Annotated in this window: 10 protein-coding genes; 9 read left to right on the forward strand and 1 reads right to left on the reverse strand. The window is 63.3% G+C overall.

Going from position 1 to position 18,116, the window contains the following annotated elements; all coding sequences use genetic code 11:
* Positions 1 to 98 precede the first annotated feature (98 nt).
* Both dnaE and MWN76_RS17220 read left to right on the forward strand, forming a co-directional pair.
* A complete protein-coding gene (gene dnaE / locus MWN76_RS17215) occupies positions 99 to 3,638 on the forward strand; it encodes a DNA polymerase III subunit alpha (protein WP_250463665.1) in 3,540 nt (1,179 codons plus the stop codon).
* Between the two features lie 202 nt (positions 3,639 to 3,840).
* Complete coding sequence (locus MWN76_RS17220) at positions 3,841 to 4,797, forward strand: acetyl-CoA carboxylase carboxyltransferase subunit alpha (RefSeq protein WP_250463668.1); 957 nt, start codon at positions 3,841 to 3,843, stop codon at positions 4,795 to 4,797.
* A gap of 133 nt (positions 4,798 to 4,930) precedes the next feature.
* Here the strand turns inward: MWN76_RS17220 and MWN76_RS17225 are convergent, their stop codons facing one another.
* Positions 4,931 to 5,224, reverse strand: a complete 294-nt coding sequence (locus tag MWN76_RS17225) for a DegV family protein (protein ID WP_250463671.1) — start codon at positions 5,222 to 5,224, stop codon at positions 4,931 to 4,933.
* 961 nt (positions 5,225 to 6,185) lie between these two features.
* On the opposite strand from MWN76_RS17225, the gene MWN76_RS17230 reads away from it, so the two are divergent.
* From MWN76_RS17230 to MWN76_RS17260, 7 genes are all read left to right on the forward strand, one after another.
* Positions 6,186 to 7,289 carry a TolB family protein gene (locus tag MWN76_RS17230; RefSeq protein ID WP_250463675.1) on the forward strand — a complete coding sequence of 368 codons (1,104 nt, stop codon included), beginning with the start codon at positions 6,186 to 6,188 and terminating at the stop codon, positions 7,287 to 7,289.
* Complete coding sequence (locus tag MWN76_RS17235; RefSeq protein WP_250463678.1) at positions 7,290 to 7,952, forward strand: hypothetical protein; 663 nt, start codon at positions 7,290 to 7,292, stop codon at positions 7,950 to 7,952.
* Positions 7,953 to 8,103: 151 nt separating this feature from the next.
* Complete coding sequence (locus MWN76_RS17240) at positions 8,104 to 10,005, forward strand: cellulase family glycosylhydrolase (RefSeq protein WP_250463681.1); 1,902 nt, start codon at positions 8,104 to 8,106, stop codon at positions 10,003 to 10,005.
* A 181-nt stretch (positions 10,006 to 10,186) separates the two neighbouring features.
* Positions 10,187 to 11,950, forward strand: a complete 1,764-nt coding sequence (locus tag MWN76_RS17245; RefSeq protein ID WP_250463684.1) for a glycoside hydrolase family 6 protein — start codon at positions 10,187 to 10,189, stop codon at positions 11,948 to 11,950.
* 196 nt (positions 11,951 to 12,146) lie between these two features.
* Positions 12,147 to 13,550, forward strand: coding sequence for a cellulase family glycosylhydrolase (locus MWN76_RS17250; RefSeq protein ID WP_250463687.1), 1,404 nt, complete (start codon positions 12,147 to 12,149; stop codon positions 13,548 to 13,550).
* A 100-nt stretch (positions 13,551 to 13,650) separates the two neighbouring features.
* Positions 13,651 to 15,042, forward strand: coding sequence for a methyltransferase family protein (locus MWN76_RS17255; RefSeq protein ID WP_250463690.1), 1,392 nt, complete (start codon positions 13,651 to 13,653; stop codon positions 15,040 to 15,042).
* 80 nt (positions 15,043 to 15,122) lie between these two features.
* Positions 15,123 to 17,783 (forward strand): rhamnogalacturonan lyase family protein, encoded by a 2,661-nt coding sequence (locus MWN76_RS17260; protein ID WP_250463692.1) that lies wholly within the window; start codon positions 15,123 to 15,125, stop codon positions 17,781 to 17,783.
* The last annotated feature ends 333 nt before the right edge of the window (positions 17,784 to 18,116 follow it).

An 18,116-nucleotide genomic window follows, 5' to 3' on the forward strand; every position in this document is an offset into this window, starting at 1 on the left:
GACATTAGAAGTACCCTGCGGGGCCGGCGGGCGTGTGGAGCGGGGCCTCCGTGCCGGACTGCTGCCGTGGGGTTCATTGCCGAGAATCAAACAAAAATATGACCCAACCTTTCGTCCATTTACGTGTCCACTCCGAATTCTCCCTGATCGACGGCCTGGTGCGCATCAAGCCGCTGGTGGCGCGGGCCGAAGAGCTGCAGATGCCGGCGCTGGCGCTCACCGACCAGAGCAATTTCTACGGCCAGATCAAGTTCTACAAGGCCTGCCTGGGCGCCGGTATCAAGCCGATCACCGCGGCGGATTTCTGGCTCAGCGAGGGCGGCGAGGACAAGCCGACGCTGATCACCCTCTATGCGATGAACGGCGACGGTTATCGCAATATCACCGAGCTGATCTCGCGCGCCTGGATGGAGGGCCAGTACCACGGCTACGGCTATATCCGCCGCGAGTGGCTGCCGGAGTATGCCGAGGGCGTGCTGATGCTGTCTGGCGGCAAGTACGGCGATGTGGGCCGCGCGCTGGTCGCCGGCCGCCGCCAGCAGGCGCAGGAGCTGGCCGCCGCGTGGGCGCGGACCTTCCCGGGGCGCTACTACCTGGAACTGCAGCGCACCGGTCGCCCCGGCGACGAGGACTACCTGCACGAGGCGGTGGCCCTGGCCGGCGAGCTGAACCTGCCGGTGGTGGCCACCAACGATGTGCGCTTCCTGGAGGAGAGCGAATTCGAGGCCCACGAGGTGCGCGTCTGCATCCACGACGGCCGCACCCTGGACGACCCGCGGCGCGAGCGCCGCTACTCGCCGGAGCAGTGCCTGCGCACGCCGGAGGAGATGGCGGAGCTGTTCAGCGATATCCCGGAAGCGCTGCAGAACACGGTGGAAATCGCCCGCCGCTGTACCTCGCCGATCCAGCTGGGCAAGTACTTCCTGCCGGAATACCCGATCCCGGAGGGCATGACCGAGAACCAGTTCTTCGAGAAGGTCTCCTTCGACGGCCTGGAGCGGCGCCTGGACAAGATTCTCGACCAGTCCGCGCCGGATTACGGTTCGCGCCGCGCCGTCTACGAGCGTCGGTTGCGCTTCGAGCTGGACATCATCCTGCAGATGGGCTTCCCGGGTTACTTCCTGATCGTGATGGACTTTATCCAGTGGGCCAAGGACCACGATATCCCGGTGGGGCCGGGACGGGGTTCCGGTGCCGGCTCGCTGGTGGCCTACTCGCTGGATATCACCGACCTGGACCCGCTGCAGTACGACCTGCTGTTCGAGCGCTTCCTGAACCCGGAGCGGGTGTCCATGCCCGACTTCGACGTGGACTTCTGCATGGAGAAGCGCGACCGGGTGATCGGTTACGTGGCCGACAACTACGGCCGCGATGCGGTGAGCCAGATCATCACCTTCGGCACCATGGCCGCCAAGGCGGTAGTGCGCGACGTGGCGCGGGTGCAGGGCAAGTCCTACGGCCTGGCCGACAAGCTGTCCAAGATGATCCCGCCGGACCCGGGCATGACCCTGGCCAAGGCCCTGGAGCAGGAAGAGGTGCTGCGGGAATTCCTGGAGACCGACGAAGAGGGCCAGGAAATCTGGGAGATGGCCGTGCAACTGGAAGGCGTGGCCCGCAACGTCGGCAAGCACGCCGGCGGCGTGGTGATCGCGCCGACCAAGCTCACGGATTTCGCGCCGCTGTACTGCGACGAGACCGGCGCCGGCCTGGTGACCCAGTTCGACAAGAACGACGTCGAGGACGCGGGCCTGGTGAAGTTCGACTTCCTCGGCCTGCGCACCCTGACCATCATCGACTGGGCCAAGGAGATGGTGGACGAGCAGCGCGCGCGCGAGGGCGCGGAGCCGCTGGATATCGCCGCGCTGCCGCTGGACGACAAAGACACCTTCACCATGCTGAAGAAGGCCGAGACCACGGCCGTGTTCCAGCTGGAATCCCGCGGCATGAAGGAGCTGATCAAGCGCCTGCAGCCGGACAACCTCGAGGACATGATCGCCCTGGTGGCACTGTTCCGCCCCGGCCCGCTGCAGTCGGGCATGGTGGACGACTTCATCAACCGCAAGCACGGCCGCGCCCAGGTGGCCTATCCCGATGCCAAGTACCAGCACGAGAAACTGAAACCGATCCTGGAGCCCACCTACGGGGTGATCGTCTACCAGGAGCAGGTGATGCAGATCGCCCAGGAGCTGGCCGGCTATACCCTCGGCGGCGCCGACCTGCTGCGCCGCGCCATGGGTAAAAAGAAACCGGAGGAGATGGCCAAACAGCGGGAGATCTTTGAAGCCGGTGCCAAGGAGCAGGGCGTCGACCCGGACCTGGCGATCAAGATCTTCGACCTGGTGGAAAAGTTCGCCGGCTACGGCTTCAACAAATCCCACTCGGCCGCCTACGCACTGGTGTCCTACCAGACCGCCTGGCTCAAGGCGCACTACCCGGCGCAGTTCATGGCCGCGACCATGTCCTCGGACATGGACAAGACCGACAAGGTGGTGATCTTTATCGAGGAGTGCCGGGCCATGGGCCTGGACCTGGTGCCGCCGGATGTGAACCTGGGCAGCTACCAGTTCTCCGTGCCTGTCTCCGAGAACGGGGACAACCGCATCATCTACGGTCTGGGCGCCATCAAGGGCCTGGGCGAGGGCCCGATCGAGAATATCATTGCCGTGCGCAACGAGGGCGGGCCTTTTACCGACCTGTTCGATTTCTGCTCGCGTATTGATCCGCGCAAGGTCAACAAGCGCGCACTGGAGGCGCTGGTGCGCTCCGGCGCCCTGGACAGCATCGGCCCGGACACCGCCGGTGACGACGGCCTCGACTACTCCCGCGCGGTGCTGTTCAACGCCCTGGACGAGGCGGTGAAAGGCGCCGAGCAGCAGGCCGCCAACGCCAGCGCCGGCATGATGGACCTGTTCGGCGAAGTGGTGCCGCAGGCCAGCGACGGCGATGTCTACGCCGATTTCCGCCGCGCGCGCCCCTGGGGCATTCGCGAGCGTTTGGAGGGCGAGAAGAACACCCTCGGTCTGTACCTGACCGGCCACCCGATCGACGAGTACGAGGATGAGCTGCAGCACCTGGTCAAGGCGCGGCTCGCCGATTTGAAGCCGGGTAAAGAGACGCAGAAAGTGGCCGGCCTGGTGGTGGCCATGCGGGTCATGAAGACCAAGCGCGGCGATTCCATGGCCATTGTCACCCTGGACGACCGCAGCGCGCGCATCGAGGCCGCGGTATTCAGCGAGGCCTTTGGCGAGCACCGGGAGAAACTGGCCAAGGATGCGCTGCTGGTCCTGGACGGCCCGGTATCCCACGACGAATACAGCGGCGGCCTGAAAATGACCGTCAACAACGTCGCCACCCTGGACGAACTGCGCCAGGGCAGCGTCAACGGCGTGCGCCTGCAGGTAGACACCGCCGCTGCCACCGCGGGCCTGGGCAAGCGGCTGGCCGCCTGCCTGCAGCCCTACACCGGCGGGCCGGCCAGCAACTGCGGTGTCAGCGTGGAGGTACTGCGCAGCGATGCCCGCGGCACCTACCGGCTGCCGCAGGTATGGAAAGTGGAGCCCAACGACCAGATGGTGCAGTCGCTGCGCGAGCTGCTGGGGCGGGATCGGGTCGCGCTCAACTACACTGAGCGGCGATAGGTGCGGCCCCGTGGCCAGATTGGCCGCAGGCCCTGCGAGAAACGCCGGAACGGGTGGCTCGACTAGGCAGTTCTATCTGGGTAAGCTAGCCGGCATTTTAAATCGACGATAAAGGGGCGGGCCTGCAGCCCGCAAGCGGAGCTGGAGCCTTTGGCGTTCCGGGAAAGCTCCGCGCTCCCGGAGCATTCAAGGCGCGGATTTCATGAATTTCAATTTTCTCGAGTTTGAACAGCCGATTGCCGAGCTGGAAGGCAAGATCAAGGAGCTGCAGCACGTCGGCGATGACAACGAACTGAATATCGCCGAAGAGGTCACCCGCCTGCGGGAAAAGAGCAAGAAACTGACCGAATCCATCTACTCGGACCTGTCCCCCTGGCAGGTAGTGCAGGTGGCGCGCCACCCGCAGCGCCCCTACTCGAAAGACTATATCGAACGCATCTTCACCGACTGGGACGAGCTGCACGGCGACCGCCACTTCGGCGACGACAAGGCGATCATCTCCGGCATTGCGCGCCTGGACGGCAAGCCGGTGGCGGTGATCGGCGAGGAGAAAGGGCGCTCGGTGAACGACAAGGTGGCGCGCAACTTCGGCATGCCCAAGCCGGAGGGCTATCGCAAGGCGCTGCGCATCATGGAGATGGCCGAGCGCTTCAAGATGCCGGTACTGACCCTGATCGACACCCCGGGAGCCTACCCGGGTATCGACAGCGAGGAGCGCGGTATCAGTGAGGCGATTGCGCAGAACCTGGCGGTGATGTCGCGCCTGCGCACGCCGATCATCTGCACCGTGATCGGCGAGGGCTCCTCCGGCGGCGCACTGGCGATCGGCGTTGGCGATCAGCTCAATATGCTGCAGTACTCCACCTATTTCGTGATCTCCCCGGAGGGCTGCGCCAACATCATCTGGAAAACCGTGGACAAGGCGCCGCTGGCGGCCGAGGCCATGGGGGTGACGTCGAGCGTGCTGGAGGAACTGGGAATCGTCGACGAGACCATCGCGGAACCCCTGGGCGGCGCCCACCGGGATCCGGCCGCCATGGCCGACCGGCTGCAGGAGCGCCTGGCGGCACAGCTGGACCAGCTGCGCGGCGTACCCATCGACGAGTTGCTGGACAAGCGCTACCAGCGCCTGATGAGCTACGGCAACGTCGTTTCCTGATCGCCATGCCCTCCCCGTTCGGGAGGGCGCCGGTGGGTTCTTTTCCCGGATTCCGCTGCGCTGCATCCGGGCTACGCCTGGATCGGGCTGATGCGGATGTGTCTTGTCCCGGCCGGCCTGTAGGGGAGCAGCTCTAATCCCGCGTGGCCAGCGCCAGTGCCACGGTCCCCGGCCCCAGGTTGATGCCGCCGGACAGGCTCATCACCGAGCGATATACCTTCACACCTTTCTCTTCCGCCGCCTGTTCCAGAGCGGCGAAGCCCGGCGTCTTCGCCAGGTCCTCCAGACGGCCGGCGATACTCACCACCATCATCGGCACCAGCAGTTCGCCGGCGCGGATCCTGTCTGCCGCCAGCTCGAACAGCGCCTCGGTGCACTGGTCGAAGCCGCGCGGAGTTCGGGTTACCGAGCTGCCGGTGTGCTCCATGCACAATAGGGCCGTACGGGAATGGAGAATCTGCGCAGGAACTCATCCGACAGGTCACAACCGGAATCAACGACTAACTGAAGCATGGGTACATCTTGCTACACAGGTACGGTTTGGGGTGCGAAATCTATCACTTCATGGCAATACAGGCCAACAGCCCCGGGTAAGAGTTGCGGTCGTGGCGGAATGCTTACCCCCGCGGACCGGGTTTGCGGCCTCTATCCGGACAGCGGGCCCTGAAAATTTAACCGCCAGAGCCATCGGGCATATACGGCCCGTCGATCGATCCCGGAGCCGGGAACCCGCCCGATACCGGTGGCCGGGGAGTCATCGGACCCGCGTACAACTACGGACACAGCAGGTTCAACGAAGTAAAAATTTCAGTCGGGTCGCAAACATGGACGACCGCCCTCGGGGGATGTCCTAAAAATAGTGCCAGTAGGACAAGGCGACTGCGCTGTCGAACAAAAAGCCTGAAATAAATCGAGTAGCGCTGATCGTCTACCCCGGATGGTAACGACCCGGTTTTGGTGCGAGCTTGGTGGGGGGGCAACTCCCTGCCATTTTTTTTTGCCCGTTTAAAGCCGGAGGGCCACAGGTGGGAAAATATCGGTTCACAGTTTCAGGATGAAAAAAACGAAAAACAGTACTTTTGATTGCCCGGCAAAGGTGAACAGCGATAGCCTGTTTATTACTACTGAGTCGAAAAAATAAAAAAGGCAGGCAAGACGAACTGTCAAAAAATGTTGCGACTCGATATTTTAAGTTGATAAAAAACAATAATACAGTGGTTCCAGAGATTCGGAATTGACGTGCCGCCCAGGGTTCCGGGCGCTCCCGGCAATTCCGTATAGCGTCCACTGGTCGTTCCCAGATCGCACCAACAAGCTCATGGATACACCGGACAGTGTTTTTCTGTCCGGTGCATTCGGATTGTCAAACCGTGGCTTGGAAGGTGCGTATGCCAGACCTGCTCCGCCGGCCCCTTGTAAGGGCCTTTTCACTGTCGTTTTCCCTGTCTGTGATTCCGTTCACGGCCGCAGCGGATATCGTCTTTGCGGCCAAGGTGGCGGGCCCTGTATCCAATATCTATGCACTCGACGATTCCGGTGAACTGCATCGCCTGACCGACAATATCAGTTGGCGCGATATACAGCCGGATATCTCCGCTTCCGGCGATCTTGTCTTCTCTTCCAACCGCGAGCCAGAGGCGGGAGTGGACCTGGAGCGCCGTTCGGAAAATTTCAATATTTACCTGGTCGCCGCCGGTGAAAAGCCGCGCGCGATCGCCTCCAGCGAACACCAGGACCTGGAACCGCAGTTTGCCCCGGGTGGGAATCGGGTCGCATTTATCAGCCGCAGTCAAAACAGTGTCCGGCTCGGCCTGGTAAATCGCGACGGCAGCCAGCGGCGGGAACTGCTGCGGGCCGACGATATCCTCGACTACGCCTGGTCGCCGGACGGCAACCGGATCGCACTGGCCGTGCGCCGGGGAGGGGAATTCCTGCTAGGAACACTGCCCGTTACCAGCGGCGATGGTCCCGCCGCCGAAATCGAGGTGTTGATGGCGTCGGCCGGGCGGCCGCCGGTGGCGATCTCCTGGTCGCCGGACAGTCGCCACCTGGCGTATGTCAGGCATCCCCTGGAAGGCGGCAATCGCACCCTGTGGTTACGAAACCTGGAAACCGGCCGGGAGCGGAGGATCTCCGCCGACGGGGTGGAAGTGCAGGCCGCGCCGGAATGGAGCCGGGACGGGCGGCGGCTGCTCTACTCGGGGCTGGTGGATTACCGCTTCTACTACGACGAGCAGACACATCGGAAGGTCTATCGCGGCGGCATGCAGCTGTTCTCTGCCGATATGCAGGGGAAAAACCGCCAGCTCACCGATGGCGAGGCATTGCACCGGGCGCCTGTTTTCTATCCCGGTGAAGATCGCATTGCATTTCTCTACGGCGATGCCCTGGACGCGCGCTCGCTGGTGCTGGCCAGCATGGACCTGGACAGCGGCGAGGTCCGGCGGTTGTACGACGGTGTCGCGCAGCGTTCGGAACTGAGGTGGCGATAGATGAATATTTATCGCTGGTTGACAGGCCTGGGGACCCTGGCGGTGCTGTTGCTGCTGATGGTGTGGAATCGCGGCGAGCAATCGGTACAGCGGCACTCGCCGGTGAGCGACGAGCCACCACCGCCGGCAGTGGTCGGGAATAGCGCGGCCGAGGCCGCCACTCGTGAAGCGCCGTCGCCGTACACATCCGATTCCGTTGGGGATGAGGCGCGCGAGACCACCGCTGTCGTTCCCGGTGATATACAGCCAATCCTCGGCCAGTCCCTGAAATTTCGCGAATTGCGCGGCGCTGACGGCGCGCTGCGCAACCTGGAGTTTGTTGTCCGCCGGGGTGTCCTGCCGCGGCGACTTTTTTCCGGTACCCGCCAGCTGATCGACAGCTACCGGCCACTGTATCGCAACAGTGTCGGCTATGGCGCGGCCACGGTTTTTTTCCTGTACCAACTGGTGCGCGAAGACCGCAACGGGGACGGCCGGCTGACGCGCAGTGACGGCGTAGACCTGGCGATAAGCCGGCCGGACGGCAGCGATTTCCGCATTCTCGATCGCGGCCTGCAGGCAGTGGCGGAGATCGAGCATTTTCCCGCACAGGACCGATTGCGGCTGGCAGTGGAGGTCGGCGGTACACGGGAAAGCAGGGAGTACGCGCTGTCGGGTGGTTGATCGGCAGGCGCGCTGAGAGGGAGCGGTAACTTGTGTGCAGTCCACCCGGCTGCAAACCGGTTCAACGGATGAACCATTCAATATTCAACAGAGTGAAGCACAGATGACGGGAGAACCAAAAATGCATCGACTATTAACCAGAAAGTTGTGGATGCTCATACTGTGTTTATGGATGCCCTCCGCCTTCGCGGCGCAGGCAACCATGAACATCCTCAACGATTGGGGTGGCGGTTTCCAGGGGGAAATTGTCGTCGTCAATGACGGTGCCGGCGAGCTTACCGATTGGTCGGTGGAGTTCGATATGGCAGTGGATATCAACAACCTGTGGAATGGCGTGATCGCATCCCACACGGGCGATCACTACGTTGTGGATGCCGCCAGCTATAACAGCAGCATCCCGGCCGGTGGCCAGGTCAGCATCGGCTTTACCGCCACGCCCGGCAATGTCGCCGCGGTGCCGGTGGTGGTCATCGGCGACGGCGGCTCTTCATCCAGTTCCTCGAGCAGCTCCAGCTCTTCGAGCTCCAGTTCCAGCTCCTCGAGCTCCAGTTCCAGCTCCTCGAGCTCGTCCAGTTCCAGCTCGAGCAGCTCTTCGAGCTCCAGCAGTTCCAGTTCATCCAGCAGCTCCAGTTCGTCCTCGAGCAGTGGCGGCGGGCGTTTCCGTGTGGATACTTCCGGCAATATCACCAAAAACGGTGAGGTCTTCCCGGTGCAGTGCGGTTCCTGGTTTGGCCTCGAGGGGCGCCACGAGCCATCGGACGATCCGGACAACCCCAGCGGTGCACCGATGGAGCTCTATATCGGCAATACCTTCTGGGCCAACAACAACCAGGGCACCGGACGCACCATCCAGCAGACCATGACCGAAATTACCGGTATGGGTATCAACGTTGTCCGTATGCCGGTCGTGCCACAGACACTGGATCCCGATAATCCGCAGGGCAAGGAACCCTACCTGAAAAACCACGAGTCGGTACTGGTACCGAATGCGCGCCAGGCGCTGGAGGAGTTCATCGTCGCCGCGGATGCAAACAACATCGAAGTCATGCTCGACGTGCACTCCTGCTCCAACTACATTGGCTGGCGCTCCGGTCGCTTCGATGCGCGTCCCCCCTACGCCGATGCGGATCGGGACAACTACGACTTCTACCGGGAGGACAGCTCCTGCGCTGCCACCAACAACCCGGACGGCGTGACCCGCATCCAGCCGTACGACAAGACACAGTGGCTCGATAACCTGCGCGAGCTGGCCTCGCTGGAAGCGCAACTGGGTGTGGATAACATCATCGGTATCGACATCTTCAACGAGCCCTTTGACTACACCTGGGAAGAGTGGAAGACACACGTCGAGGACGCCTATGACGTGATCAACGCAGAGAACCCGAACCTGTTGCTGTTTGTTCAGGGTATTTCCGCTACGGCAAACGCCCAGGACGGCACACCGGACTCCACCACCGAGGTTCCGCACGGTGAAGAGTTCACCAACCCCAACTGGGGTGAGAACCTGTTCGAGGCCGGTGACAACCCGCCGGATATTCCCAAAAGCCAGCTGGTCTACTCGCCGCACACCTACGGTCCGTCCGTATTCGTACAGAAGAGCTTCATGGACCCGGCACAGCCCGAGTGTGAAGGTCTCGAAGGCGACGAGGCCGGCGATAACGATTGCAACATCGTGATCAATGAGAGCCTGCTGCGGCCGGGTTGGGAAGAGCACTTCGGCTACCTGCGCGACCAGGGCTACGCGATTGTCGTGGGCGAGTTCGGCGGCAACCTGGACTGGCCCGACAAGGGTGCCATCCGCGACCAGAACCGCTGGGATCACATCCAGCCGGGCGTGGTGGATGGACAGTGGCAGGATGCATTCGTCGATTACATGGTCGATGAAAATATCCAGGGCTGTTACTGGTCCATCAACCCCGAATCCGGTGATACCGGTGGCTGGTACGGCCACGCCTATGACCCGATCAGCAACACCACCGGCTGGGGCGAGTGGCAGGACTTCGACCAGCGCAAGACCAACCTGCTGGAAAGGTTGTGGAACGGCAACCAGTAGTAGTTCCGCTGTATGAAGGTTGTGGAACGGCAACCAGGAGTAGTTCCGCTGTATGAATGCGCCGCCCCTGCCGGGGTGGCGTATCCCGCGAAAAAGGTGCGGCCCCGGAAACCGGGGCCGCATTCAATATCCAGATGAAGTTTTCCAGAAAAATAACTGAATCAGCGAGAAGGGAGAAACCATGTACCGTTTATTCAACAAAAGCCTGCTGCTTTTGATGTTTGTATTCGGCCTGCCGTCTGCCTATGCGGCCCAGGCCACGATGAACATCGTCAATGACTGGGGCGGCGGTTTCCAGGGCGAAATAGTGGTGACCAACGACGGCGCCACGACGTTGTCCAACTGGTCTGTCGAGTTCGACATGGCCGTGGACATCAACAATTTATGGAACGGCGTGATCAGTTCTCACCAGGGAGATCACTATGTCGTCAACGCCGCCGGTTACAACAGTGAGATAGCACCGGGCGGCCAGGTGAGTGTCGGCTTTACCGCGACGCCGGGCAATGTATCGGCAGTGCCGGTCATCGTGAATGGCGACGGCGGCAGCTCCTCGTCGAGTTCCTCGAGCAGCTCTTCCAGCAGTTCATCGAGTTCCTCCAGCAGTTCTTCCTCCAGTTCCTCGAGCTCCTCCAGCAGCAGCTCGAGTTCGAGCAGCTCGTCTTCATCCAGCAGCAGTTCCAGTAGCAGCTCGAGCTCCTCCGGCGGCCGCCTGGACAATCCGTTTGCGGCGTCCAACAGCTGGTATGTGAACCCGGTCTGGGCCGCCAACGCCATGGCCGAGCCCGGAGGCAGCGCCATTGCCGGCTACAGCTCCGCCGTGTGGATGGACCGCATCGGTGCCATCACCGAGGGCACGGGCCTGCGCGGTCACCTGGACCAGGCGCTGGCCAATGGCGACGACCTGTTCATGTTCGTGGTCTACGACCTGCCCAACCGCGACTGCTCGGCACTGGCCTCCAACGGCGAGCTGCTGATCGCCGAGAACGGCATGCAGCGTTACCAGGATGAGTATATTGCGCCGATTGTCGACATTCTCTCCGATCCCGCCTATGCGAATATCAATATCGTCGCCATTGTCGAGGTGGATTCCCTGCCGAACCTGGTGACCAACCTGGATATTCCCGAGTGCCAGGAGGCCAACGGTCCGGGCGGCTATCGCGACGGTATCCGCTACGCGCTGAACCAGCTGTCGCAGATCCCGAACGTCTACTCCTATGTGGACATCGCCCACTCCGGCTGGCTCGGTTGGAGCAGCAACTTCGGCCCGGCGGTGAACCTGATCGGCGACGTGGTTGAAAGCACCGATGCCGGCTGGGACAGCGTCGCCGGCTTCGCCTCCAACTCCGCCAACTATACGCCGGTGGAGGAACCCTACCTGCCGGATCCGACCCTGAACGTCGGTGGCCAGCCGGTGCGGGCGGCGGATTTCTACGAGTGGAACGACTACTTCGAGGAGCTGGACTTCGTGCAGGACTGGCGCGATGCCATGATCGCCCGCGGCGCACCGCAGTCGCTCGGCATGCTGATCGATACCGGCCGCAACGGCTGGGGTGGCCCCGACCGGCCCACTGGCACTTCCTCCAGTACCAATATCAATACCTACGTCAACGAGTCGCGTATCGATCGCCGCATTCACCGCGGCAACTGGTGCAACCAGCCCGGCGGTGTCGGTTTCCGGCCGCAGGCGGAACCACACCCGGGCGTGGATGCGTACGTATGGATCAAACCCCAGGGCGAGTCGGACGGTATCAGCGATCCCAATTTCGAACAGGATCCCAACGACCCGAACAAGAAGCACGACCCGATGTGCGATCCGAACTACCAGGGCAATGAGCTCAACGGCAACAACGCGACCGGCGCGCTGCCCAATGCACCGCACGCGGGCCGCTGGTTCCCGGAGGCTTTCCAGGCGCTGACGGAAAACGCCTACCCGCCGCTGGATTGAGGGACTGACTCCGTAGTTTTGATTCCCTCTCCCCGACCCTCTCGATATGAGGGAGTGCGGGATATCCCTCTCCCTCCGGAAGAGAGAACGGGGAGAGGGAACGGGGAGAGGGCCATCTGCGGAAGCCGGCAACGGAAATTCCAATCCCGGATGCAATCAAGCAACACTCAAGCAGCAGGAAAAACAGGAAAGAAAAATGCAAAAACTGATTCACCAGATCTGCGCCGCCGGCCTGGCACTGGCCGCGGCCAATACCTGGGCCGGTTTCTCGATCGAGAACGGCCAGCTGGTCGACGCCAACGGCAATCCGTTTGTCATGCGCGGCGTCAACCACGCCCACACCTGGTATACCAGCCGCACCCCGCAGGCGCTTTCCGATATCGCCGCGGCGGGGGCCAACAGCGTGCGTGTGGTGCTGTCCAATGGCGGCCGCTGGACGCGTAATGACGGCGCCGATGTAACCGGTATCATCCAGCAGTGCAAAGCCAATGCACTGATCTGCGTGCTGGAAGTGCACGACGCCACCGGCTGGGGCGAGGACAGTGCCGCGGTGCATATCTCCAGCGCCGCGGAATACTGGACCAGCCCGGATATCCTCGGGGCAATCCAGGGGCAGGAAGATTATGTCCTGGTCAATATCGCCAACGAACCCTTCGGCAACACGGTTACCGAGAGCGCCTATGTCGAGGACACCAGCGCGGCGATACAGACCCTGCGCGATGCCGGCCTGACCCACACCATCGTCGTGGACGCCTCCAGTTGGGGCCAGGACTGGCAGGGTTTCATGCGCGACAACGCCGAGACCCTGGCCGCCGCCGACCCGCTGGGCAATACGCTGTTCTCCGTGCACATGTACCAGATCTACCCGGACCAGGGCAGTGTCGCCAGCTACATGCAGGCGTTTGAGGATATGAACCTGCCGCTGATCGTGGGTGAGTTCGGTCACGAGCACCAGGGGCAGCCGGTGGACGAGGACTCGATCCTGGCGGAAGCCGAGGCGCGCGGTATCGGCTACCTGGGCTGGTCCTGGTCCGGCAACACCGAGCCCTACCTGGATATGGCGCTGAACTGGGACCCGGACAACCTGTCCGATTGGGGCGAGCGGCTGTTCAACGGCGCCGACGGTATCGCGGCCACGGCCCAGTGCGCCAGCGTGTATCCCGGCTGCAGCGGCACCGGTTCCTCGTCGAGTTCGTCCTCGAGCTCCAGCTCCTCGAGCAGCGCTTCTTCCAGCAGTAGTTCGAGCAGCAGTTCGTCGAGTTCCAGCAGTTCCTCTTCCAGCTCGTCATCGGGCGGTGGCGCCGGCCTGGGTTGCAGTGTCGAGCAGGTGAACGACTGGGGCTCCGGGTTTGTGCTCAACAGTATCACCGTCACCAATAACGGCAGCGCGCCGGTGAGCGAATGGAGCGCGCAGTTGCAGTTCGGGCAGGACGTGACCATCAGCAACGCCTGGAGCGCGCAACTGGACGGGACCAGCGGCAGCCTGCTGACCGCGACCAACGCCGACTACAACGGCCAGTTGCAACCGGGCCAGAGCGCCAGCTTCGGCATGCAGGGTGCGCCGGGCAACCTGGGGACGGTTACCTGCACAGCGGAGTAATTCGCGGTAACCTGTGGGGACCTGTTCGCAGGCCCCCCAGAATAACAAGAGGAACAACCGATGCGCCGCATACCGTTGCAACCCGCCAGGAGATACGCCCGTGCATAGCCCGACAGCCGATGTCGCGGCGCTGTCCGCGGAGAAAACCGAGAATACCTGGATCATGGATCGCGCCTGGCTGAGCGGCCTCGCCGGCGCCCTGGCGGTGGTGCTGCTCGCCGCCTGGTTCGACAGTGATAACGCACTGGCCCAGGGGCTGTCGATCGGCGCCTGGCAGGTGACCGACAACCGGCTGGATACGGTACTGGCGGCGCTGGCGCTCAGCACCGGTGCCATGTTGCTGGTGGAACTCATGCGCTTGCGGCAGTGGCACGGCCGGGATTTTTTCCGTCTGCACCCGGACCTGCGCCGCGGGCTGTGGCTCAAGTTCCTGCTGGACGGCTGCCTGCACTACGGCGTCTACCTGGGGCTGCTGGCGCTGGTGATCGGTTTTTTCCACACTGCCGGGGAATACGGCTTCGCCCGCCAGCACCCCTACTACCAGCCCTGGTTCCGCTTGCTGGAACTGGTTTGGAGCGCCTGGCTGTTGGGGGGGCTGCCCTATGTGCTGCTGACCCGCGCCCTGCGCCACTCGCCGGAGGCCGACCGCATGGATACGGCGGCGATGGTGATCGGCTGGCTGGGGGAACTGCTGCGCGCGCGCAAGCCGACCCTCGGTGAGGCGCAACGCAAGAACCTGCGCGCGCTGCTGGTAAAGCTGTTTTTCGCCCCGCTGATGACGGTGTTTTTCGCCGACCAGTTCCCGCACCTGGTGAATAACATGGGCTATTTCCTCGATGGCCTGCCGGCAGCGGTGGAGGCGGGTCGCTACAGCCACCGCCAGTTCAATACGGACTTCTTCAATATTTCCGTGGCCCTGGTGTTTTCGATCGATGTGGCCCTGGCCTGGTGCGGCTATGTAATTTCCAGCCGCTGGGTCGACAACCAGACCCGCTCCGCCGAACCCTCCATGTTGGGCTGGCTGGTGTGCCTGGTGTGCTACCCGCCGTTCCAGATGTTCCTGGGCCTGTATTACGGCGCGCCGGGAGAGCGGGAAGTGCTGCAGTTGGGCAACACCTGGCTGGTCAGCTTGTTCACTACCCTGATGCTGGCCAGCTACCTGATCTACGTGGCGGCGACGGCGCATTTCGGTGTGCGTTTTTCCAACCTGACCCACCGCGGCATCATCCGCACCGGCCTCTACGGGCTGGTGCGCCACCCGGCCTACGCGTCGAAGAATTTTGCCTGGTGGTGCGTGATGTTCCCGGTGATCGTCTACTGGGGTTTCAGCGGCAACTGGCAACTGGCACTGGCGCAGACACTGGGCCTGCTGTTGATGACCTGGGTCTACTACTGGCGGGCGATCACCGAGGAGCGCCACCTGGGCGCGGACCCGGAGTACGGTGAGTACTGCAGGCAGGTGCGCTACCGGTTTATTCCCGGGCTGCTTTGATGGCCGGCGAAATTTTTACAACGACATTTGGTGAGGAGTGGAGGTAAAACAGCGCGCGCCGACAGACAGAGAAAACGGCGATGAACAAACACGATCATTTTGCGGCTGCCCGCCTGTGGGCAGCGTGTCTGGCCTGCAGCTGGCTCCTGCCGCTGCAGGCCCAGTCACAGGAAACGGTTTCCTGTGCGGTGGATTACCCCATCAGCGACTGGAACGGTGCCTACCAGGTGGATGTGGGGATCACCAACAGCGGCGGCGAGGCCATTGCCGGCTGGACGCTGGAATGGGATCTGGGGGCGGGCGAGAGCCACAGTGGCGGATGGAATGCCGATATCGTCCAGAGCGGCACCCGTGTCAGCGCCTCCAATGCCGCCGACCACTGGAATGGCACCATCGCCCCTGGCGCCACCCACCGTTTCGGTATCCAGCTCAACGACAGCCAGCCGCCGGCCCATGTGCCCGCGGTCTTTACGCTCAATGGCACCCCGTGCAACGGCGGCGCATCGTCGGGCAGCTCGTCCAGCAGTAGCAGTTCTTCCAGCAGCAGCTCCTCCAGCTCTTCCAGTTCCTCCAGCAGTGGCGGCGATGACAGTGCCGTTACCCTGCAGGAAAACGCCGCCGGTTTCTGTGGTGTCGACGGCACCGTCGACAGCAATCACGGGGGCCATACCGGCAGCGGCTTTGCCAACTCGGAAAACCTGGCCGGCGCGGGCATTCGCTGGAGCGTCGCTGCGGCGGCCGCCGGCGATTACCTGCTGGACTGGCGCTTTGCCAACGGCGGCGACAGTCGCCCCGGCAGTGTGCGCGTCAATGGTGTCGACCTGGCGGGAGTGGATTTCCCCACCACTGGTACCTGGAGCAGTTGGAGCCAGGCCAGCGCCGTGGTCCACCTGGAAGCGGGCGAGAACAGCGTCGAGCTGGTGGCGAGCGGCAGCGACGGCCTCGCCAATATCGATGCGCTGACCGTCACCGGCCACGGGCCTGCGGCGGGCAGTTGCGCCTCCGGCGGCAGTGGCCGTTACCGGATGGAGAGGCTCGGCCGCGGTGTTTCCGTGGTACCCACTGGCGGCGGCAACCTGGTGAGCTGGCGTCTTCTGGGCACGGACGATCCGGCCGTGGCCTTCAACCTCTATCGCAACGGCCAGAAAGTGAATGGCAATCCCATAGCCGATGCCTCCAATTACCTGGACAGCGGCGCCGCGGCGTCGGCGCAATATTCGGTGCGCGCCGTGACCGGCGGCAGCGAGGGCGCACCGGCGGCCGCTGAGGTGGTGTTCAACAGCGGCGGCTACTTCGATGTCCCCCTGCAGCGCCCGGCGGACGGCCCCGATTACAGCTATTCCGCCAACGATACCAGTGCGGCCGATCTCGATGGGGACGGCCGCTACGAACTGATCGTCAAATGGGACCCGAGCAATTCCCGCGACAATTCCCAGAGCGGCTATACCGGCAATGTCTACGTCGATGCCTACCGGCTGGACGGCGAGCGGCTGTGGCGCATCGACCTGGGGCGCAATATCCGCGCCGGGGCCCACTATACCCAGTTCCAGGCTTACGATTACGACGGCGACGGGCGCGCGGAAGTGGCGATGAAAACCGCCGACGGCAGCGTGGACGGAAGCGGTACTGTCATCGGCGATGCCGGGGCCGATTATCGCAACTCGGCCGGTTATATTCTCTCAGGCCCGGAATATCTCACCATCTTCGACGGCGTTACCGGCGCTGCGATCGATACCGTCGACTACCAGCCGCCGCGCGGCAATGTGAGCAGTTGGGGCGACAGCTACGGCAACCGCGTCGACCGATTCCTCGCCGGCACCGCCTGGCTCGACGGCGAGACACCCAGCCTGGTCTTCTCCCGCGGCTACTACACGCGCACGGTTATCTGGGCGGTGGATTTCGATGGCCAGAACCTCAGCACCCGCTGGCTATTCGATTCCGACCAGGCCGGCAGCCAGTACGAGGGGCAGGGCGCCCACAGCCTGTCGATTGCCGACCTGGACGGCGACGGCCGCCAGGATATCGTCTTCGGCGCCATGGCGATCGGCTCCGGCGGCCAGCCGCTGTGGAATACCCGGCTGTACCACGGCGATGCGCTGCACGTGAGTGACCTTGTCCCAAACCGCCCCGGCCAGGAAGTGTTCATGCCCGGGGAGCACAGCGACCAGCCCTCGTCGCGGCTGATCGACGGCACGAACGGCTCGGTGATTTTCCAGACCGCGCCCGGCGGCGACAACGGCCGCGCGGTGGCCGGCAATGTCTGGAGCGGCAGTGCCGGCGCGGAATTCTGGTCGTCCCGCGTCAGCGGCCTGCTGGACGCCGGCGGCAATGTCGTGGGCAGCAAGCCCGGTTCCGCCAACTTCCTGGTCTGGTGGGATGGCGACGGCGAGCGGGAGCTGCTGGACGGCACCCACATCGACCGCTACGACCCGGCCCAGCGCCTGCTGACCGGTTCCGGTGTGGCTTCCAACAACGGCACCAAAGCCACCCCGGCACTGTCCGCCGACCTGTTCGGAGACTGGCGGGAAGAGGTGGTGTGGCGCACGACGGACAGCTCGGCGCTGCGGATCTACGCCACACCGCAGGCAACCGGGCTGCGCATTCCCACGCTGATGCACGATCCGCAGTACCGGGCGGCCATCGCCTGGCAGAACAGCGGCTACAACCAGCCGCCGCACCCGGCCTTTTATATCGGCAGCGAAGTCCAGTCCTACCCCTGGCCCGATATCCACACGCCCTGACGAACCGGCGGCTCCCGCCTGTCGCCGGTGCCGGGAATACTGTGAACGGGTTCGCCCCCCGTGCATTCCCGGCCCGCGGCGGCGCCCAAAGTGGGAGGTTCAACCTCCCGCGACTCGCGAAGTTGAACCTCGTCTGCGCAATAAATCGGCCCGTCTCATTTAGTCGGACGCACACCTGGCTCGGAGCCGATAGGGTGGAATTGCGGTATCGACGGAAAGGGAAGTTCTGAGCGGTAGTTTTGGTGCGGTGTGTGTGACCTGGATCCCTGCTGGATCGTTGCGTTACCGCCGTCAAAACGGCCGGTTTGTCCAGGGCTTCAGACAATAAAAAAT

The sequence above is a fragment of the Microbulbifer litoralis genome, assembly GCF_023634065.1.
Classification (GTDB): Bacteria; Pseudomonadota; Gammaproteobacteria; order Pseudomonadales; family Cellvibrionaceae; genus Microbulbifer; species Microbulbifer litoralis.

Excerpts from the sequence above, each read along its gene's own strand:
- MWN76_RS17245 (WP_250463684.1), top strand. The coding sequence starts at position 10,187 with ATGTACCGTTTATTCAACAAAAGCCTGCTGCTTTTGATGTTTGTATTC.
- MWN76_RS17240 (WP_250463681.1), top strand. The coding sequence starts at position 8,104 with ATGCTCATACTGTGTTTATGGATGCCCTCCGCCTTCGCGGCGCAGGCA.
- MWN76_RS17230 (WP_250463675.1), top strand. The coding sequence starts at position 6,186 with ATGCCAGACCTGCTCCGCCGGCCCCTTGTAAGGGCCTTTTCACTGTCG.
- MWN76_RS17220 (WP_250463668.1), top strand. The coding sequence starts at position 3,841 with ATGAATTTCAATTTTCTCGAGTTTGAACAGCCGATTGCCGAGCTGGAA.
- MWN76_RS17225 (WP_250463671.1), bottom strand. The coding sequence starts at position 5,224 with ATGGAGCACACCGGCAGCTCGGTAACCCGAACTCCGCGCGGCTTCGAC.
- MWN76_RS17235 (WP_250463678.1), top strand. The coding sequence starts at position 7,290 with ATGAATATTTATCGCTGGTTGACAGGCCTGGGGACCCTGGCGGTGCTG.
- dnaE (WP_250463665.1), top strand. The coding sequence starts at position 99 with ATGACCCAACCTTTCGTCCATTTACGTGTCCACTCCGAATTCTCCCTG.
- MWN76_RS17260 (WP_250463692.1), top strand. The coding sequence starts at position 15,123 with ATGAACAAACACGATCATTTTGCGGCTGCCCGCCTGTGGGCAGCGTGT.
- MWN76_RS17250 (WP_250463687.1), top strand. The coding sequence starts at position 12,147 with ATGCAAAAACTGATTCACCAGATCTGCGCCGCCGGCCTGGCACTGGCC.